Source organism: Pseudoalteromonas sp. MM1, from assembly GCF_030296835.1.
Taxonomy (GTDB): Bacteria; Pseudomonadota; Gammaproteobacteria; order Enterobacterales; family Alteromonadaceae; genus Pseudoalteromonas.
Window position 1 is genome coordinate 244,190 of sequence record NZ_AP027922.1, and the last position, 20,750, is coordinate 264,939.

Here is a 20,750-nt window from a genome sequence, read left to right on the forward strand (position 1 = left end):
CAGATACAAAAAAACCTCTACATTATAATTATGTAGAGGTTTTTTGATTTATATGTTTTGCGTTTTATGCTGTTTTAGCCCCTTGGCCTTGCTCAATATAATGATTAAGCGTTGCCACTTGTGCGTCATTAAAACGCAGGCCTAGTTTACTTCTGCGCCATAAAATATTATAAGCGTTGCCCGCCCATTCTTCGTTTAGTAAGTAATCGACTTCTGCTGCAAATAAGCCATGGCCAAAGTCTTGGCCTAAATCACTTAGCTGGACTGCATTGCCTAAAATTAGTTTGGCACGAGTCCCGTAGGTACGTACAAAGCGTTTAAGAGTGATTTCTGGTAACCAACTATAAGTCGCTTTTAGTTCATTAGTGAGTGCCTCTACCGAGCTAAAATCACCACCAGGAAGTGCGCTGTGTTTGGTCCACGCTTCACTCATTTGTGGGTAAAACTCTTCAAGCTTATTCACCGCAGCTTCGGCAAGTTTACGGTAGGTGGTAATTTTGCCACCAAACACACTTAACAGTGGTGTGTGTTTGCCTTCACTTGATAGCTCTAACTTGTAATCACGTGTTACTTTTTGTGCATTCACTGACTCGTCATCAAGCAGTGGGCGCACACCCGAAAAGGTATGTACTATATCTTCGCGTTTAATGTGGTTTTTAAAGTAGCTGTTAGTAATATCAATTAAGTAATCGATTTCTTCATCACTAATTTTTACATCTTGCGCTGCGCCTTTGTGTTCAACATCGGTGGTGCCTACTAGCGAGTAGTCATCCTCAAATGGAATAACAAACACAATGCGCTGATCTTTATTTTGTAAAATATAGGCTTGTTTTTCATCGTGAATACGCGGCACCACAATATGGCTGCCTTTTACAAGGCGAATATTTTGTGGTGATTTTTCAATCAGTGCTTCGTCAAATAATTTTGCAACCCACGGGCCTGCTGCATTAACAATACCTTTGGCTTTAATAGTTTGTTGCGCCTTAGTTTGTTGTTGCTCAAGCGTTATCTGCCATTGGTTATCAATGCGTTTTGCACTAACACACTTGGTTTGCGTAGCAATGGTCGCGCCTTTGTTTTGCGCAGCTAAGGCGTTTAAAATTACCAAACGTGAATCATCAACCCAGCCATCTGAGTATTCAAACCCTTTTGTAATTGAAGGTTCTAATACGCTGTTTTCACCAAATTTAATGCCACGCGAGCCAGCAAGTGTTTCTCGCTTAGCGAGGTTGTCGTACATAAATAAGCCAATGCGGATCATCCATGCTGGGCGTAGGTGTTTTTGATGCGGTAATCTAAAGGTGAGCGGCCACATAATGTGCGGGGCATTTTTAAGCAGTACCTCACGCTCTGCAAGTGCTTCTTTTACAAGTCTAAATTCATAATGTTCAAGGTAGCGCAAACCGCCGTGGATTAGTTTAGAACTATTTGAAGATGTTGCACTGGCAAGGTCTGATTGTTCGCACAAAAGCACCTTTAATCCTCTGCCTGCTGCATCAGCTGCTATTCCAGTGCCGTTTACACCGCCACCGACGACGAGTAGGTCGTATTCGTTATCTGCTAATTCCACCGAGCTAACCTTTTTATTTGTAATATAAATAAGACATATAACATCATAAAGCGGTGGCTCTTATTTGACAATAGATAACCACGCTTTTTGCGTGTTAATTTTCAATCCTGATCTTTTAAAACATACAGCGTACAGCGCGCTATTTAGCTGACTTTGTTTATGTTTGATAAGCCGCTAACTTAATTAGCGGCTAGTTTTTACTGCTGTTGGCAATCGTCACTAGATAAACGAACTTGCGCTACACAGTGCTGCCATTTTGCGTATAAATCATTACGCTCGTCAGCACTCATTGCTGGCTCAAAGCGACGGTCACAGGTCCACATTTTTGCTAATTGCTCCGTTGACTTATACACACCGGTTTGTAAGCCTGCTAAGTATGCTACGCCTAAAGAGGTGGTTTCGGTCACTGTTGGGCGCTCTACGGTTGCGCCTAGAATGTTTGATAAAAAGGCAAGTACCCAGTTATTTTTAACCATACCGCCATCAACCCGTAACACGCTTGGACGTAAGCCATCACGCTCCATTGCTTTTTGTAAATCTTTGGTTTGATACCCTACAGATTGCAGCGCAGCAGCAACTATGGTGCTAATGCCCGAGTCGCGCGTTAAACCTAAAATAGCGCCCCGTGCGTTCGGGTCCCAATACGGTGCACCTAACCCTGTAAACGAAGGCACTAAAAATACCCCATGATCAAGCGGTACATCTTTTACTAAGGATTCGCTCTCTCCGGCATGGCTTAATAGTTTTAAGCCTTCAACAATCCACTGCATCGTGGCGCCAGCCATAAAAATGCTGCCCTCAATAGCGTAAGTTGGTTTGCCGTTTAATCTGTAAGCCACCGTGGTTAGTAAGCGGTTTTCAGAAGTAAGCGCTTTTTCGCCAGTATTAAGCATTAAAAAACAGCCCGTACCGTAAGTGCTTTTAGCCATGCCTTGTTCAAAACATGCGTGGCCCACAAGGGCTGCTTGCTGATCGCCGGCAATACCACATACACGTATTGGCGTGCCAAAAATATCGTCGCTGGTTGAGCCAAACTCGTCGGCTGAGTCCATCACTTGAGGCAGCATAGATTCAGGAATATCGAATAAATCGAGTAACTCTTGATCCCATTGCTGAGTATGAATATTAAATAGCATGGTGCGCGATGCGTTAGTTGCATCGGTGCGGTGCACTTTACCACCGGTTAACTGCCACAATAAGTAGGTATCTACAGTACCAAAAGCCAGTTCACCCGCAAGGGCTTGTTCGCGTGCGCCTTCTACGTTGTCTAAAATCCAGCGTACTTTAGTGGCCGAAAAATACGGGTCTAGTAGTAGGCCTGTTTTATCGCTTATGGTTTGGCAAAGCTCATCAGTGCTTAGGCTTTCGCAGTAATCACTGGTGCGGCGGTCTTGCCAAACAATCGCGTTATAAATTGGTTTACCGGTTTTTTTGTTCCATACCAGTGTGGTTTCGCGTTGATTGGTGATACCAATGGCAATAATTTCTTCAGGCTTTACGTTTTTATCGGCTAGCACTTTGCGGCTGGTACTTAGCACGGTTTGCCAAATATCGTTAGGGTCGTGTTCTACCCAGCCATTTTGCGGAAAATGCTGCGAAAATTCTTGTTGTGCTGTACCAAAAACGTCTGCATCTTTTGTAAACAAGATGGCCCGAGAGCTTGTGGTTCCTTGATCAATTGAGAGTATGTATTTGGACATGATATTTGTGTTATTTATCTTATCTTATATATGACTAGATTGCCTTTAACTAAGATTAATGGCAACGATTTTTTCTTAAAATAGCCGATTAAAAAATAAACACGCTGTTTTTATTTGCTAACTCTTTTAAATAACAGGTGTTTTATTACGGCATAATTTTAAGTGCGAGTGCGGTTATTTATAAAGATAACCGCTTAAAAACTTAATGTTACTTGGTGTGAGGTTTGGCTTGTTGCCAATCCATACCCGTTGAAAAGCGATTATCAAACCCGTGCCATTGTGGCAGCGGCTTACCATCAACAATGGCTTGATCGCCGTTTTGTGGTAAATCAAGGTATTCGCATTGGCTGGCAACGCCTTTTACGTGGCAGTCCATCATAGCAAGTACAAAGTGTTTGTTGGTCTCATTTAGAGTGCGCATTGACCAGGATGGCTCGTAGTAATGGCCAATATCTAATTCGCTACTACTTTGTGCAATAGCAGGCGCAGGGTGCGGTGCAATATTATGGCGAGCATTTTTGTAAGTAAGCATATACTTATCTGAGCTGCCTGTTTGGTCATACAGGTTTTTAATGCCTTCGTAACCGGATATATCATCTAAGCTACCCGCCACATAAAGCGAAGGGACTTTAATGTTTTGCATAGCATCGGTTTTAAATAGGTTATGTTGCCCGCCCCACGGTGCAAAGGCCACCATGGCTTTTATGCGTGTATCAACTTTTGGATTTTGATATTGCCCACCTGCGCAGCTATTGAGTAATTGCTGCACTTGTTTAATTTGTGCAGGGTCTTTTATACCGGTAAACATGGCGGTTGTTTGCTCATTAAAGTCATAACAGCCACCAATTGTATTTACCGCGCCAAAACCTCCCATTGAGTAGCCAATAATACCTGCACTATTGTTATCGACTTGCTTGCTGGCAAAGTTGTTTTGTTCGTTAAAATAATTAAGTACAAATTGCTGATCGCGTGAGCGGTTAATAAGGGTACTAAAAAAGCCCGAAAACGGGGCGTTTTTAAAATCAACATCGGCATTGGTTGAGTCGGTATGATCAAGTGCAGCAACTATGTATCCGTGCGATGCTAAGTGCTCACCTAGGTAGTACATAATAGTGCGATAGCCGGTATAACCGTGCGAAAGCACAATAACAGGGTAGTGCTCTTTATTATTAATGGCTACATCGCGCATGGCATCGGCTTGTAAGGTAAATGATTTACCTGTGCGTGTTACATCACTGTAGCTAGTGAGTGGTGCCTTTGCCGTGTTTGCTGCGGGATACCACACTTCTACTTTTAAAGGGCGATCTTTTTGAGTTTGTGTTGCAGGGTCAAACTGCGCTGGGTTTACTAAGTCAAGCGTTTGTACGCCAACACTGTAACTACCTTTAGCAGCAAGCTCTGGAAGTACTTCGCTGGTTATTGGCGGGTAGAGTTGCTCAGGTGTTTTTTGAGCTGCAAAAACAGTACTTGCTGTTAAGCAGCCAGTTGCAAGCAGCAAGGCTTTGGAAAGCGCCTTTAAAGTGTGTGTGGTTGTCATTGTGTATCCTTGTTGTGTGTATTTTTTATTATTAATCTAGCTCATGAGTTTCAACGCTATCACTGTATTTAAGCTGCCACTGGGCCCGAAGCTCATCCATTATATTCATAACTCTTAGGCTTGTGCTGAGCGGTAATACAGTACTTTGTGTTTGCTGCTGTAAAATACACTCGCTTACGTGAGCAATTTCGAATTTAAAGTTCTCATCGTCATTAAAGCTAAAATCAAAGCGCTGCATTTGTTGTGCGTTTAAATGAAGCTCTAGCGACTGAGCACCGACAAATTCATCAATACGAATATATCCTTGCTCCCCTAAAATACAGGCTTGAGTAGGGCCATTTTGTTGTAAAGCGCTGCTAAGCTGTGCAAATTGGCCTTCGCCGTAATTTATAAGGGTTACACTTCGCTCATCTACGCCGGTCGTGCTTTTATGTACTAATGATTTAATTTGCTCAGGGGCTTTATTAAATACCACATCGGCAATCGATAGTGGGTAAATACCTAAATCAAGTAATGCGCCACCCGCTGTTGCAGGGTTCATTAAACGGTGTGAGTCAGCAAAGTTGCCTGCTAGGCTAAAGTTAGCATTAACACTGTGTACTTTGCCTATTACGCCCTCGCTTAATAGCTGCTGCAGTTTTACTATGGCTGGTAAAAAGCGCATCCATACACCTTCCATTAAAAAGCAGTTTTGTTGCTCTGCTAACTGACTAAGGGTTGTGAGTTGCTGTGCATTAACCGTAATGGGTTTTTCGCTGAGTACATGTTTATTGTGCATTAAGCATTGCGCAATGGTTTTAAAGTGTTGCTCGTGGGTATTGGCAATATAAATGGCATCAATGTGTGGGCATTGCATAAGAGCTTGGTAGCTCTCATAGCCTTTAATACAATAGTGTGTGGCAAACTCATTTGCGCGTTGCTCGCTGGTCGATGCAGCGCCAATAAGCTGTGCATTGGCGCAATGCGTAATGCTTTTAGCAAAGGTGTGAGCAATATTGCCACACCCAATAATACCCCAATTAACCTTTGCCATGCTTATTCCTTAACGATGTTTAAAAAGACGTAATTTGTAACCCTGAACCTGCGGAGCATACGTAAATGTCGGCATTTAAATTAAAGCGTTCAAAGTAGTGTTGCTCTACTGCGGCTTTAATAAGGGGTACTTCTGCATCACGGCATAAACACACAATCGCACCGCCAAAGCCGCCACCGGTCATACGTACTGCACCACGTTCTCCCATGGCTTCTTTACAAATTTCTACTAGGCCATCGGTCGCGGGTACGGTTACTTCAAAGTAATGCTTAAGCGACTGGTGCGATGCAGCCATTAGCTCACGTAGCGTATCAATGTCGTTATTTTGCAGCGCTTTAGTTGCTGCAATTACACGCTCGTTTTCGCTAATTACGTGGTGTGCACGTTTGTATTCGTTTTCGCTGAGTACGTCTTTTGTTGCTTCAAGCGTAGCCATGGTTGCTTTACGAAGCGTGGCTACGTTCATTTTTGCAGCTGCTTGCTCACAGTCAACACGACGTTGGTTGTATTCGCTATCTACTAACTTACGTGGGTAGTTAGAGTTAACAATAACAATGTTTAAATCATCCGGTACTTTTACAGACTCAGTGGCTAGGTTTTCACAGTCAATTAAAAGAGCATGGCCGTTTTCGCCTTTTGCCGAAATAAGCTGATCCATAATGCCCGATTGGCAATGCATAAAGTCGTTTTCGGCTTCTTGGCCTAGTAATGCAATTTTTTCTTCGCTTAAACCAAGTTGTGCAATATGGTTAAACATACCACCAACAGCAACTTCCAGCGCAGCTGATGACGATAAGCCACTGCCTTGCGGTAAGTTACTATCAATCAGTAAATCGGCGCCGCGTAAAGTATGGCCTGCACGCTTTAATACAAATGCCACGGCACGAATATAGTTGCCCCATTGCGACTGTCCTTCACTGATGTCTTCATCAACACTAAAGCTGTCTTTTTCGCCTGGGTAATTTAACGAATGCACGGTAATGATGTTGTCGTCGCGCTCTTTAAACATAACTTGAGTACGAAACTCTAACGAGCACGGAAATACAAAGCCGTCATTGTAATCGGTAAATTCGCCAATGAGGTTTACACGCCCAGGTGCTGCAGCAATACCTTGAGCAGGCGCACCGTACAGTGATAAAAATTGTTGTTGAAAATCGTTAAGCGTCATCTGTGTGTCCTGCTGTTTTTTTATAGTGTGTGGTACTGGCTGCTTGTAAAATAGAGGCAGCTGTTTCTGCGCTTAAATCGCGCTGGCTTTCGCCTAGCATTTCGTAGCCAACCATGTGTTTTTTCACAGTAGCCGAGCGAAGTAGCGGCGGATAAAAATGAGCATGTAAGCGCCAATGTTGCTCATCTGAACCACGATTTGCGGGTGCATTGTGCCACCCCATAGAATACGGGAAGCTACAATTAAATACGTTGTCGTATTTAGTCGTTAATACTTTTAGTGCTTGTGCTAAAGCGTCTGTTTGCGCATCGTTTAGCTGGCTAAAATTTTGAATGTTATCTTTAGTTACAAGTAGTGTTTCAAACGGCCATGCTGCCCAAAATGGCACTACAACAAGCCAATGTTCGTTTTCAAATACGACGCGGGTTTTATCTGCTTGCTCTTTTTGCACGTAATCGGCAAGCATCGCGCTGCCATGCTTTTTAAAATAGGCAAGCTGCTGCGTATCTTCGGCTTCTATTTCGGTTGATAAGTGCGAGTGAGCCCATACTTGGCCATGTGGATGAGGTTGCGAGCAACCCATGATCTCGCCTTTATTTTCAAATACCTGAACACACTCGTAGTGCTGAGCAAGTTCTGTGTAGTTGTCTTTCCAGGTTTTTACTACTTCGTGCAGAGCATCGTGCTCAAGCTCGGGTAATGTTTTGTTATGCTCTGGCGAAAAACAAATCACACGGCATTCGCCGCTTGCTTCATCAGCAATAAATAAATCGCTGTCTGACTCTAAGCTTTGCGATTGCTCGCTCTCATTAGGTGTCAGTGCGCCAAAGTCATTTTTAAATACATGGGTATATTTGTAATCTGGATTGCTGTCGCCATTTGCACGGGTGTTACCTGGGCAAAGTGGGCAGCTTTCATCGTGCTTGGGTAGTACGCTTTCGTTTACTGCTTCTGTTGCGCCTAACCACGGGCGGTTATTACGATGCGGTGATACTAATACCCAACGCCCCGTTAGCGGGTTTTTACGTCTGTGAGTACTTTCTAATAAAGCCATGTTAACTCTCCAACCCACTTGGGTAATTAGTTTGCCAGCGCCATGTATCGTTGGTCATGTCGCTAAGTGTTAGTTCTGCGTGCCAGTTAAGGGTGGTTTGCGCTTTTGTGGCATCGGCATAATTACAGGCAATATCGCCTGCTCGGCGCGGTGCACTTTTATACGGAATATCTTTATTGGCTGATGCGCTAAATGCGTTGATCATATCAAGCACTGAATAACCTTGGCCTGTGCCTAGGTTATAAGCATGAAAGGCGGTATCTGTTTTATGTTGCATAAAGGCCGCTACATGGCCTTTCGCTAAATCTAAAACGTGAATGTAGTCGCGCACGCCTGTGCCATCTTTGGTGTCGTAGTCATCACCAAAAATATTAACCACTTCGCGTTTACCTACCGCAGTTTGAGCAATAAATGGCATTAAGTTATTTGGGATACCATTTGGGCTTTCGCCTAATAAGCCGCTTGGGTGAGCACCTACTGGGTTAAAGTAGCGAAGAGCAATGCCCATAAATTGGCTGTTGGCATTACATACGTCTTGCATGGCTTGTTCAACCATAACTTTGGTCCAACCATAAGGGTTGGTCGCGCGTATAGGGTGTTTTTCATCAATAGGGAGGTAGTCTGGCTCGCCGTAAACGGTTGCCGATGAGCTAAATATAATATGATTAACGCCTACCTCTTGCATGTTTTGTAGCATGCTTAACGTGCCCGACACATTGTTTTGGTAATAACGCAGTGGTTGCTCGGTTGATTCACCTACTGCTTTAAGCGCTGCAAAGTGAAATACAGCCTCTGCCTTGCTGTGTTTAAGCGCAAGTTTAAACTGCTGCTCGTCTTGAATATCACCTAAAATAAACTCAAAACGGGTGCCGGTAATTTTTTCGAGTTGATCAAGCACACGGGGGCTTGCGTTAGATAAGTTGTCGTAAATAACTGGGGTAATGCCTGCCTCGTGAAGGGCAATACATGTGTGGCTACCAATATAACCCATACCGCCTGTAACTAAAACTTTCATGTGTTTTCTCGAAAAGTGTATTTATATGATAAATACTACTATTAAGGTAATTTAAAAACAATAGTTATGATTGCCCGTTATTTCAAATAAAAGCTTAAAATTCACCCAAGCAAAGGTGCATGGCTATATCTACTTATATAAGGGTGCATAGGTTTATCAATTAATTCTATAAACTGATTCTACTGAGCCACTAATTATTAGTCGCTAAAAGTGGTGGTACTATTAATAAATAGCAGTGAGCTAATGCGTGTGTAATTTGTCGTTAATGCAGTGGCCAAAGTCTTAATATAAAAAGGAACGTTCAACATGAAAAAAACAATTTTATTAACCGGTGCCACCGACGGTATTGGCCTAGAGACCGCTAAAATGTTGTTAGCGCAAGGGCATACTGTATTATTACACGGGCGTAATCAAGATAAGCTAAACAATGTGCAAGGGGCTTTAAACGAGCAATACCCTCAAGCAAATACAGCAACCTATGTAGCCGACTTAAGTGCTATGGCGCAGGTGCAAACATTTGCGCACACAGTATTAGCTGACTTACAGCAAAGCGGCAAAACATTAGATGTACTTATTAATAACGCCGGTGTTTATAAATTGGCAAATATCACTACTGTCGATGGGCTAGATGCACGTTTTGCTGTTAATACGTTAGCGCCTTATTTACTTACTAAAGCGTTATTGCCTGTAATGAACACGCAATCACGTGTGGTTAACGTGTCATCGGCTGCACAAACCAGCGTTAATTTTGACTCGTTGGTGGGTAAAAAGCCACTATCAGATAGCGCAGCCTACGCGCAAAGCAAATTGGCTATTACTATGTGGTCGCGTCACTTAGGTTTAGCACTTAAAGGTAACGGGCCGTTAGTCGTTGCGGTAAACCCTAAGTCGTTACTAGGTAGTAAAATGGTAAAAGATGCCTACGGGCTTGCTGGTGGCGACTTAAAACTAGGTGCCGATATTTTTTGCCGTGCCGCACTAAGTGACGAATTTAAAGATGCCACTGGCCTTTATTTCGATAACGATGCAGAGCGCTTTGCCCCGCCACATCCTGATGCGCTCAACCCCGCTAAAAATCAGCAGTTAGTTGATACGTTAGATAGCTTGCTTGCTCAACTAAATGCCGATAGCTAGTAGTAAATTAACGCGAAAAGATTTTACTCATGCCTTATAAGGCCTAGTCGTTTTTATAAAGCCGATATGTGCTTTAAATGTTTTACCTTTTGTTGATCGTCAAAGAGTTCACCTAACGGTGAACTCTTTTTTTTGTGTGCAGCATTACTCTTGTTGTAAACGCTCGTACAACCAATCTTTTAATTCTGAACGCTCATGCTTTAGTTGATTCATTTGCTCATCGCTAATGGGCGCATCTTTAAGCTCTAAAGTGCGTATTTCTTTATCTAGCTTGTCGTACTTATCTGCCTTTTTGGCAAATTCTGTATCGCTTTTATTTAGCTCTGCAATGGTATTTAGGTACTGTGGAAAGTCATTGGTAAGTGAGTGGTCTTCGCCTAACATATTCGCTCCTTAGTAGGAAAATGAGTTATTTAAGTGAATTACTACCTTTTCATCTATTACTCTGGGGTTTACACAATCATAAATCAACCATAGCTATTTTAAATTGATATAGCGCCGCGACAGGGTAGGGCTTTGTTTAATGCCTACTTTTAAACAGGGATGGGGAATTTTTAAACTCTATTATAAATATTTTTTTGAAACTGATTGTGTGATTAGCCTTATTATCATTTTTAAAGGGTGTGTCTACAATGAAGCTTCATTACATAATTACTTATCAACAGATAACAGAGGCAATACCCATGAAAGCAATGACAATTAATAATTTTGGTGGCACTGAAGAGTTTGTAGCAGCTGAGGTTGCAAAACCACAAGTAACAGCAGGTAATGTATTAGTTCGTATTGCCGCAACAAGCGTAAATACAATCGATATGATGATTCGTCAAATGGGTGCAGACTTACCCTTTGCTCCAAAACTACCGGGCATTTTAGGGATGGACTTTGCAGGCACCGTTGAAGCTGTAGGCGAAGGCGTAACAGATTTTGCAGTAGGTGATGAAGTATATGGTTGTGCTGGTGGCCTAGGCGATTTACCAGGTGCACTTGCTGAGTTTATTCTTGCTGATAAGCGCTTAATCGCTCACAAACCTAAAAACCTAAGCATGAAAGAAGCAGCTGCTATTCCACTTGTAGGTATTACAGCACTTGAAGGTTTAACACGTGCAAGTGTAAGTGCAGGGCAAAAAGTATTAGTGCACGGCGGTGCCGGTGGCGTAGGCCATTTAGCAGTACAACTAGCTAAGCATTTTGGCGCAGATGTTTACTCAACGGGCGGTAACGCAGAGCAATTAGCCCTAATAGAAAGCTTTGGCGCTACAGGCATAAACTTTAAAGACGAAACCGTAGAGCAATATGTTGAAAAACACACAAGCAACGTTGGTTTTGACATGGTATTTGACACGGTAGGCGGCGGTAACCTGACTAACTCATTTGCTGCAGCAAAATTAAATGCTCAGGTATCTACAACGCTTTCTTTATTAGAAGTAGATTTAAGCCCAGTACACTTTAAAGGGTTATCGTTAAATGTAATCTTTATGCTTATTCCAATGATCCACGACTTTAACCGTCAAGACCATGGCGACAAACTAGCACAGCTTGCACAAATTGTTGAAGCAGGCGGCATGCGCCCAGTACTTGATGAGCAAAACTTTAGTTTAGAAGACGCAGCTAAAGCGCATGACCGCTTAGCAAGTGGTCAAGCCATGGGTAAAGTTGTTATTTCTGTACAATAAATTATACCAATCCGCATAATTAAGTGATCTATTTTGAGGATGGAAAAGCGTGTTGATAGCAAGGCAAGAAATTCGCTATTTAGTTGTTCTAAATGAGAATTTTTTAACGCAGATAGCGACACGTTTAGCCCCTAAAAATGATTAAGTATTATTGCGGATTGGTATCATTAAGGCCGGCAGCCTCGCCGGCCCTTTCTTTTTATGCCCGCCTGATTAACGTTTGCACACCCTTTTTATAACTAAATATAAACAATGGTACTTTTATTAATCGTATATAATTACGTTTTAAAATGAGTTGTTAATATTTTAGGGTCAGAGTAAGCGTTTATATGAAAATATTCACTAATAAATTTGCCAGTAAAGCTAAGCAGTTTTATATAGGTACTGTACTGGTAGGCTGTGTCCTATCTGCGATGGTTTATTATCAGGCAGAAACCATTAAACGCACCTCATCGACCTTAATGGAACAACAACTTCCGGCGCTGCGCGATATTCGATTAATCGAAACCTATCTAGTAAAACAAGAGCGCTTATTATATGAGTATTACGCAACTAATAAGCGTGAACTTTATTTAATCGACTTTTTAGAAAACCATGTACATATACTTGCGTTGATAAAAAACCTAGATCAAAACCACAGCACATTAGCGCTAGAAAGCAGCTTAAGTGATGAGCTTAAACGTGGTTTAGACTTAGCACTTAAATTACACGAAAACTTATCAAGCTCCCGTACCAGTTGGGATTTAGCAAGAGAGCAGCTTGAGCAACTCACCGCGTTACAAGCGCAAATGATGGGCCAACTAGGCAATGCTGAAACTGTCATTTCAAAGGCGGTTGATAGCGGCTACAAAAACACAGAGAGTAATCTGCATAGCACAGTGCAAACGGTATTTCTATTTACCTTTGCCTTAGTGCTGGTAAGTATTTATACAGGCCGTTACGCCTCTAAATTTATAAAGCTTAGTGCCCGTAACGAACGTTTGGCGCTATTTCCAACCCGTAACCCTAACCCAATTGTCAGTTTAAGTGCCAACCTTGATCTTAATTACTGTAACCCTGCAGCCATTACTATGCATAAAGCGTATGTAAGTGATAAAAATACTACGCCTATTGCATTATTAAGCCCCAATATAAAGCAGCAGCTAATACAAACTAAGCAGTCGGCCAATCACGTTGAGCGTTTTTATACACAACTAGATAACCATTACCTCACTTACCAAGTTCATTGGCTGCAAGAAATAGATGCCTTTGATATACATATACGCGATGTAACAGAGCAATTTGAGGCAGAGCGCTCATTAGAGTATTTAGCCTTTCATCACCCATATTCAAAGTTGCCTAACCAGGCCAATTTAGAAACATACACCAATGAGCTAATTTCACTTGAGCAGCCGTTTAGTTTAATGCTGATTGATGTGAGCCACTTTAAGCTATTGCTTGAGCAATATGGTTTATCGGGTGCTAATGAGTGTATAAATGCCTTTGCAATGCACTTATCGCGTAGCGCTAATAAGTTTTCGCAGCAGGTTAAAAGTAAAAACAAACTGACCTTTTATCATATTGCCGATGCTAACTTTGTGGTTATTTATACTGAGCAAGATTGCTCTACAACCCTAGATGATTTGCTCAAAGGGGTGCAAAGCCGCTTAAGCCAAGCTATTAGCACACCGTACGGTGAAATGCGCATGAGCTTTAATTGCGGTGTCACACGCTACCCAACCAGCAATAACTATAAAGCGCTTCTACTGCACGCCAATATTGCTTTAGAAGAAGCGGTAAAACGTAATATTCCCTATGCTCATTTTAATACTGAGAGCGGCGCTAAACATGCACAGCAATTGCATATTGCACGGCGCCTTGATACTGCCATTGAAAAACAACAGTTTGAGCTTTATTTTCAACCTAAAATGCACCTTAAATCGCAAACTATAAACAGTTGCGAGTGCTTAATTAGGTGGTTTGATGACGGGAAGTTTGTTTCTCCGGCGCAGTTTATTCCTATTGCCGAGCACAGTGGGTTTATATTGCCATTAGGCGAATGGATACTCGATAGTGCCTTTGCCCAAGCTAAAAAATGGCATCAACAAAACTTAAACATACGCCTAGCCATTAATATATCGGCTAGGCAATTTACGCAGCAAAACTTTGTACAAAGTATAAAACAAAGACTCATTCATTTTAACGTGCCCGCGCATTTAATAGAGCTAGAAATTACCGAAACCGCCATTATGGACGATGAAGAGTTTGGTATTTCGGTACTGCAAGCGCTCAGCGCACTGGGTATTAGTTTATCAATAGATGATTTTGGTACAGGCTATTCATCACTTGGCTACTTACAGCGTTTTCCGGTTAATAAATTAAAAATAGATCAGTCGTTTGTGCGCAATATGGCAAACGATAAACGCGACCAAGCTCTTGTGCTGAGTATTTGCCAATTAGCTAAAAACTTAGGGCTCGATATTATTGCCGAAGGCGTAGAGGAGCACGCCCAACTTGAAAAGTTAACAGAGTATAACTGCGACCTAATTCAAGGGTACTTATTAAGTCGGCCAATACCTGCCGATGAGTTTGAGGCTTTTTTAGCTAAAGGCATTAGCTTTTAAGGCGTTTTGCTCATGTATGTTGGGGAATTATTAGTGATAGAATAGGCATTATAAATGCTTCTACTGCTCATTATACAAGCCAAACATGTGAGCAAAGAGCACTCCATTTGAAATAAGGTCGTTGTGTAATGCTGTTGATGATCGACAACTACGATTCGTTTACTTATAACCTAGTACAATATTTTCAGCGCTTAGACCAAGAAGTTTTGGTAAAGCGTAATGACGAAATATCGGTTGCGCAAATTAAGCAACTAAACCCTAAGCATATTGTTATATCGCCAGGCCCTTGTACGCCAAACGAGGCGGGTGTGTCACTCAATGTCGTTGAGCAGCTAAAAGGTATTTACCCTATTTTGGGTATTTGCTTAGGGCATCAAACTATAGCGCAAGCGCTAGGGGGTAAGGTTATTCGTGCAAAGCAAGTTATGCATGGTAAAACCTCGCCTATTATTCACAATAATAAAGGGGTGTTTAGCGGTTTAGAAAACCCCCTTACTGTGTGTCGCTATCACTCGCTGGTGGTCGAAAAGCACAGTTTACCGAGTGAATTAACCATTACCGCGTGGAGTCAAACCGAGCAAGGTGAGTTTGATGAAATTATGGGGCTACTTCACACAGAGCTTGCACTCGAAGGCGTGCAATTTCATCCCGAGGCTATTTTAACAACTCAAGGGCTCGAATTGCTTGCTAACTTTTTGTCTCGCTTCTAACCTTACAGTAACCACCGAATGGTAACACTTATACTGAATGGACTTTATGACTGAACTTGCCTCGCAAAAGCGAATAGCCTCAATGCTTGACCAGCGTGCTCACGACTTGCTGCTTGGGCATAGTTTTGCACATCAACAAATAGGCTTTATTCATACATTAGACATTGATTATGGTAAACCTATGAAGCAGCGCACTTTATTAGAAGTTGAAGTTGCCGCACAGCATAAACGCCAACAAAATAGCACCGCGCATCATAAGTACCGAGCACAAGCGAGTAAGCAGCTCCATAAAGTAATAGAAACAGCCATATTTAAGCAATTAGAAGATATGGACAGTGTTATTCAAAACACCATAGGTATAGAAGATAACGTGGCGACTATGCTAGATATACTAGCGGTAAAGTCGGTATCTGTTGGGCGTTTAGAGCCATTGGTAAATGACTCAAGTTGGCTTGGCCGTGAATTAGTCTCGTTGGTAAACTTGCCTTATTATCGAAAGCAGCGCAGTAAAAGTACCTCGGTTAAAGTAGACAGCCCTGCACTTGCGCTGCGCTACATTGGCCTTGATAACTTGCAGTTGGTTATTCCTACTTTTGCTGTGCGTCATTGGATGCCACACAGCACAGAGCCATTTCCACTATTAAAGCGCCGCTTACGCGATGCCGCCATGGCCAATGCCATTGCTGCACAAAAAATTGCAGAGCTTAACGATGTAAACCCTATACATGCCTTTACGCTTGGTATGCTTATAGATGTAGGGCGTATAGCCTTAGTGCGTTTGTACTTAAAAACATTTGAGCAGGTATGGCAACGCAAAGTGCAAATAGCGCGCGAGGCACAGCAAAAAGATTTACACACAGCCTTGATGGAGTTAAAGCCCGATCCTTTATTTTTAACCACATTGTTGAGTAATAAGTCGCTTGAGCTTAGTGCTAAAGTCATCCGTAAAATGGCGTTTCAGTACTTACCGTTTAATCACGTTATGGCGCAACTTGTTCATGGTATTGAGCGAAGTAATGATGTTTTCCCAATGAGTGAAGTCATGCTTAAAGCACGATGCTATTCGCAGTATTTAAACCTAAAACAACATCAACTTATTGAACAAGATGAAGTAGAGGCGTGGTTTTCGTATCACGGCTTCACTAAAAATGAGCTGAAAACCCTCGAAACAAGTAATTTTACCAACCTCGCTATTCAAATTGACTAAAAAGCCGTTTATTTTTTGGACCTTATACCGGTAATTTTTGGCTGGTGGCGGTAAATTTTCATTAACTATTGAATTTTTTGTTAATTTTTTTGCGACTATTCATTCATTAACATCTTCTTTGGCGCACCTTACTTTAAGCTCGTATTGTAAGGCGCGGCTCAGTGCGTAGGCGCTAAAGCTGCAAAAAAAGCTATTAATTATCTATGCAGATAGTTATTCACTATCTATGAAATAATATCCCAAGGCCTTTATTTTAAAGGCCTGCATGAAAGTTTTTAACGAGACAGCATCACAAATATCTGAAATAATGAGCGCCTGAAAATTGAACCACAAGGCAGTTTTACGCTCAATCTTTTGCTATTTAGTGCGTAAATATCTTGGTTACATTTATAACCAAACACCTATTTTGATGTTTTGTGTTGCTCACAATTAAGAGGAAAAAAAATGACAGTCAATCGCGAATTATTTGATCACGTAATGGTTCCTAACTACGCACCTTCAAGCGTAATTCCTGTTCGAGGCGAAGGCTCTCGCGTATGGGATCAACAAGGTAAAGAATTTATCGACTTTGCCGGTGGTATTGCTGTTAACTGTCTTGGCCATTGCCACCCTGCATTAGTAGGTGCATTAAAAGAGCAAGGCGAAAAAATTTGGCACCTATCAAACGTAATGACTAACGAGCCTGCGCTGCGTTTAGCTAAAAAAATGGTAGATGCGACCTTTGCTGAAAAAGTGTACTTTGCAAACTCAGGCGCAGAAGCAAACGAAGCCGCGCTTAAATTAGCACGTCGTTTTGCACTTGATAAATTTGGCGCAGAAAAATCACAAATTATCTCATTTAACAAAGGCTTTCACGGTCGTACGTTTTTTACCGTAACCGTAGGCGGTCAAGCTGCATACTCAGATGGTTTTGGTCCTAAGCCAGGCGACATAGTACATTGTGATTACAATGACCTAGCAGCATTTGAAGCGCTAATTAGCGACAAAACATGTGCTGTAATGATGGAGCCACTGCAAGGCGAAGGCGGTATTATTTCGCCAACTGACGAATTTGCACAAGGCGTGCGCGAGTTATGTACTAAACACAATGCACTGCTTATTTTTGATGAAGTACAAACAGGTGTAGGCCGTACTGGTGAGCTATACGCATACCAAGGTTTAAACGTAGTGCCTGATATTTTAACATCAGCTAAAGCACTTGGCGGCGGTTTCCCAATTGGCGCTATGCTAACTACAACTGAGATTGCACAGCACTTAAAAGTAGGTACTCACGGTTCTACTTACGGTGGTAACCCACTGGCGTGTGCAGTAGCTGAAGCCGCATTTGATACTGTAAATACCCCTAAAGTACTGGCGGGCGTAAAAGAAAAAGCCGCTTTATTTAACGAGCTACTTGCAGCGGTAAACGAAAAATACAACGTGTTTAGCGAAATTCGTGGGCAAGGTTTATTAATTGGTGCAGCCGTTAACGAGCAATACAAAGGCCGTGCTAAAGAGTTTTTAGTAGCAGCTACCGAGCAAGGGCTTATGTCGCTTGTAGCGGGTGCTGATGTAGTACGCTTTACGCCATCGTTAGTGATCACCGAAGCAGATATTCGCGAAGGTATGGCGCGTTTTGAAAAAGCAGTAGCAAGCGTAGTAAACGCTTAAGCGCGTTAAACCACCTTATTAAGGGCAAGCCTGCTTGCCCTGCATATTCTATTTACCGTTATTGATAAGGGAGCAAGCGGACTCATGATGATCCTTCGCCCAATCCAGCAAAATGATTACGCAGCGTTATTAAAAATTGCCCACGAATCGGGCCATGGTTTTACATCTTTGCCGTTAAACGAAGAGTTACTGCAAAAGAAAATTGACCATTCTGTAAGCTCATTTGCTAAACAAACGTCACAACCTGGTGACGAAGGCTACCTGTTTGTTCTTGAAGATACCGAAACCGGTGAAGTAGTCGGTACTTCAGCTATTGAGGCTGCTGTAGGGCTTGATGATGCATTTTATCATTACCACTTAAGCAAAGTGATTCATTCATCACGTACACTAGATGTATACAAAGCGGTTGATATTTTAACTCTATGTAATGACTACACCGGTGCAACAGAACTATGTACCTTATTTTTGAAAGATGGCTATCGTAAAAACTGTAACGGTAAACTGCTTTCAAAAGCGCGCTTTATGTTTATAAAACAACATGAGCAGCGTTTTGCACAAACAGTAATAGCAGAAATGCGCGGCGTGTCTGACAAAAACGGCAGCAGCCCGTTTTGGCAGTGGCTAGAAGAGCACTTTTTCTCAATGGACTTTCCTACCGCTGATTACCTAACAGGTATAGGCCAAAAAGTGTTTATTGCTGAGCTAATGCCAAAATACCCAATTTACGTAAACTTGCTAAGCAAAGATGCGCAAGCGGTGATTGGTAAAGTACACGACAACACGCGCCCAGCGATTGAGCTATTAAAAAATGAAGGATTTACCTTCAATGGCTACGTCGATATTTTTGATGCGGGCCCAACAGTAGAAGCAAAAGTAGATAACATCGCCACTATTCGTAATGCGAAAGACTTTACCGTAGAAATAGGCGAAGTATCGGGCGATACCATGGTACTGCTTGCTAACGGCAAGTTAGAAGATTATCGTGCAACCGTTGCAGCGCTTAGCTTTGATGAGCGTGCAAACTCTCTTGTTTTATCGCAACAAATAGCCGATGCCCTACAGCTTCAATCGGGCGATACCGTAAGCGCAACCCCAGTTTAATTAAGGAGAAAGTATAATGACTCATCCTGCACAATTTATTAATGGTCAGTGGTCACAAGGCCAAGGCAACGCATTTAACTCAGTAAACCCTGCAAATAACGACGTTATTTGGCAGGCATCTTCCGCTACTGCAGAGCAAGTAGATAGCGCGGTAAATTCGGCGCGCGAAGCATTTTACAGCTGGGCAGATAAAAGCTTTAATGAGCGCTTAGAAATAGTTAAAACCTTTGCCGCAACACTTAAAGAGCACAGCGAAGAGCTTGCTGTTGCGATTGCCCAAGAAACCGGTAAGCCACTGTGGGAAACGCGAACAGAAGCAGGTGCTATGGTAGGTAAGATTGCCATTTCAGAAAAAGCATTTTTAGAGCGCACCGGCGACGTTGAAAACGCTATGCCAGTAGGGCGTGCGATGATCCGCCATAAACCACATGGTGTAGTTGCCGTATTTGGCCCATATAACTTCCCTGGGCACTTACCAAATGGCCACATTGTGCCAGCGCTTTTAGCCGGTAACACTGTGGTATTTAAGCCATCTGAGCTTACGCCAATGGTGGCAGAGCTTACGCTTAAACTATGGGAAAAAGCTGGTCTACCTGCAGGTGTAATTAACCTTGTTCAAGGTGAAGTAGAAACGGGTAAAGCCCTTGCTGCTCATAAAGGCATTGATGGATTATTCTTTACCGGTTCTTCGCGTACTGGTCATATTTTGCATGAGCAGTTTGCGGGTCAACCAGGTAAAATATTAGCGCTTGAAATGGGTGGTAATAACCCACTTATTATTAAAGATGTGGCTGATACTAAAGCCGCTGTACACGATATTATTCAATCGGCGTTTATTTCAAGCGGCCAGCGTTGTACGTGTGCACGTAAAGTATTTTTACCTAAAGGTCAGCAAGGCGATGACATTTTAGCAAGCCTTATCACGGCTACTAAAGCGATTAAAGTAGGCAACTACGATGATGAAGATCAGCCATTTATGGGCTCTATGATCTCATCTGCGGCTGCAGCCGGCATGGTAAAAGCACAAAACGAGCTTGTTGAACTAGGCGGTGAAGTGCTAGTAGAGCTTGAGCACACAGCCAATACTGGTTTTGTAACACCGGGTATTATTGAGTGTTCAGCAATTAGCGACTTCCCAGATGAAGAGCACTTTGGCCCGTTATTAAAAGTGTTCCGCTTTGATGACTTTGACCACGCAATTGATAAAGCAAACGATACCAGCTTTGGTTTATCAGCAGGTTTATTAAGCGACAGCGAAGCCGACTACAATCACTTTTTACGCCGTATTCGTGCCGGTATTGTTAACTGGAACCGACCAATTACAGGCGCATCAAGTGCAGCCCCATTTGGTGGTATTGGCGCATCAGGAAATCACAGAGCAAGCGCGTATTACGCAGCCGACTACTGTGCATACCCTGTAGCATCGGTAGAACTTGAAAAAGTAACGATGCCAGCAACACTAAGCCCAGGCTTAAAAATAGATTAATTACTATTCTATTTATAGTTATAAAGAATGAGAAAAGCAGCTTAGGCTGCTTTTTTTGTATTGGTATCGCGCAAAGCTAGTAATTAGCAGCACTTTCTGCTTAAATCTA

General features: G+C 42.4%; 16 protein-coding genes. 8 read left to right on the forward strand and 8 right to left on the reverse strand.

What is annotated here, in order from left to right; genetic code table 11:
* Nucleotides 1-64: 64 nt before the first annotated feature.
* The 7 genes from glpD to galE all read right to left on the reverse strand — a co-directional run bounded on the left by glpD (nucleotide 65) and on the right by galE (nucleotide 9,077).
* A complete protein-coding gene (glpD, locus tag QUE46_RS01140) occupies nucleotides 65-1,570 on the reverse strand; it encodes a glycerol-3-phosphate dehydrogenase (protein WP_286245867.1) in 1,506 nt (501 codons plus the stop codon).
* A 197-nt stretch (nucleotides 1,571-1,767) separates the two neighbouring features.
* Entirely contained in the window at nucleotides 1,768-3,270 is a 1,503-nt protein-coding gene (gene glpK, locus QUE46_RS01145; protein ID WP_286245868.1) for a glycerol kinase GlpK, read from the reverse strand.
* A gap of 208 nt (nucleotides 3,271-3,478) precedes the next feature.
* The gene (locus QUE46_RS01150) at nucleotides 3,479-4,807 is read right to left on the reverse strand and encodes a dienelactone hydrolase family protein (RefSeq protein WP_286245869.1); all 1,329 of its coding nucleotides are present in this window, start codon (nucleotides 4,805-4,807) and stop codon (nucleotides 3,479-3,481) included.
* Between the two features lie 31 nt (nucleotides 4,808-4,838).
* Nucleotides 4,839-5,840 (reverse strand): Gfo/Idh/MocA family protein, encoded by a 1,002-nt coding sequence (locus QUE46_RS01155; RefSeq protein ID WP_286245870.1) that lies wholly within the window; start codon nucleotides 5,838-5,840, stop codon nucleotides 4,839-4,841.
* A 19-nt stretch (nucleotides 5,841-5,859) separates the two neighbouring features.
* Nucleotides 5,860-7,008 carry a galactokinase gene (gene galK, locus QUE46_RS01160; protein WP_286245871.1) on the reverse strand — a complete coding sequence of 383 codons (1,149 nt, stop codon included), beginning with the start codon at nucleotides 7,006-7,008 and terminating at the stop codon, nucleotides 5,860-5,862.
* Nucleotides 6,998-8,062: a UDP-glucose--hexose-1-phosphate uridylyltransferase gene (locus tag QUE46_RS01165; protein WP_286245872.1), complete on the reverse strand. Its 1,065-nt coding sequence runs from the start codon at nucleotides 8,060-8,062 to the stop codon at nucleotides 6,998-7,000. Before QUE46_RS01165 ends, galK begins: the two co-directional genes overlap by 11 nt.
* A gap of 1 nt (nucleotide 8,063) precedes the next feature.
* Complete coding sequence (gene galE, locus QUE46_RS01170) at nucleotides 8,064-9,077, reverse strand: UDP-glucose 4-epimerase GalE (protein WP_286245873.1); 1,014 nt, start codon at nucleotides 9,075-9,077, stop codon at nucleotides 8,064-8,066.
* A gap of 306 nt (nucleotides 9,078-9,383) precedes the next feature.
* On the opposite strand from galE, the gene QUE46_RS01175 reads away from it, so the two are divergent.
* Nucleotides 9,384-10,211 (forward strand): SDR family NAD(P)-dependent oxidoreductase, encoded by an 828-nt coding sequence (locus QUE46_RS01175; protein WP_286245874.1) that lies wholly within the window; start codon nucleotides 9,384-9,386, stop codon nucleotides 10,209-10,211.
* A gap of 144 nt (nucleotides 10,212-10,355) precedes the next feature.
* On the opposite strand, the gene QUE46_RS01180 is transcribed toward QUE46_RS01175, so the two are convergent.
* On the reverse strand, nucleotides 10,356-10,595 hold the full coding sequence (locus QUE46_RS01180; protein ID WP_138541493.1) for a YdcH family protein: 240 nt from the start codon (nucleotides 10,593-10,595) through the stop codon (nucleotides 10,356-10,358).
* 299 nt (nucleotides 10,596-10,894) lie between these two features.
* Here QUE46_RS01180 and QUE46_RS01185 point away from each other — a divergent pair, with 299 nt between their 5' ends.
* The 7 genes from QUE46_RS01185 to astD all read left to right on the forward strand — a co-directional run bounded on the left by QUE46_RS01185 (nucleotide 10,895) and on the right by astD (nucleotide 20,641).
* On the forward strand, nucleotides 10,895-11,884 hold the full coding sequence (locus tag QUE46_RS01185) for a zinc-dependent alcohol dehydrogenase family protein (RefSeq protein WP_286245875.1): 990 nt from the start codon (nucleotides 10,895-10,897) through the stop codon (nucleotides 11,882-11,884).
* A 329-nt stretch (nucleotides 11,885-12,213) separates the two neighbouring features.
* A complete protein-coding gene (locus QUE46_RS01190; RefSeq protein WP_286245876.1) occupies nucleotides 12,214-14,487 on the forward strand; it encodes a bifunctional diguanylate cyclase/phosphodiesterase in 2,274 nt (757 codons plus the stop codon).
* A 128-nt stretch (nucleotides 14,488-14,615) separates the two neighbouring features.
* Complete coding sequence (locus tag QUE46_RS01195; protein ID WP_286245877.1) at nucleotides 14,616-15,197, forward strand: aminodeoxychorismate/anthranilate synthase component II; 582 nt, start codon at nucleotides 14,616-14,618, stop codon at nucleotides 15,195-15,197.
* Between the two features lie 46 nt (nucleotides 15,198-15,243).
* Nucleotides 15,244-16,404 (forward strand): HDOD domain-containing protein, encoded by a 1,161-nt coding sequence (locus QUE46_RS01200; protein WP_286245878.1) that lies wholly within the window; start codon nucleotides 15,244-15,246, stop codon nucleotides 16,402-16,404.
* A gap of 444 nt (nucleotides 16,405-16,848) precedes the next feature.
* Nucleotides 16,849-18,054, forward strand: coding sequence for an aspartate aminotransferase family protein (locus tag QUE46_RS01205; RefSeq protein WP_286245879.1), 1,206 nt, complete (start codon nucleotides 16,849-16,851; stop codon nucleotides 18,052-18,054).
* 84 nt (nucleotides 18,055-18,138) lie between these two features.
* On the forward strand, nucleotides 18,139-19,155 hold the full coding sequence (astA, locus tag QUE46_RS01210) for an arginine N-succinyltransferase (RefSeq protein ID WP_286245880.1): 1,017 nt from the start codon (nucleotides 18,139-18,141) through the stop codon (nucleotides 19,153-19,155).
* A 16-nt stretch (nucleotides 19,156-19,171) separates the two neighbouring features.
* Nucleotides 19,172-20,641, forward strand: coding sequence for a succinylglutamate-semialdehyde dehydrogenase (astD, locus tag QUE46_RS01215; protein ID WP_286245881.1), 1,470 nt, complete (start codon nucleotides 19,172-19,174; stop codon nucleotides 20,639-20,641).
* Nucleotides 20,642-20,750: the final 109 nt, after the last annotated feature.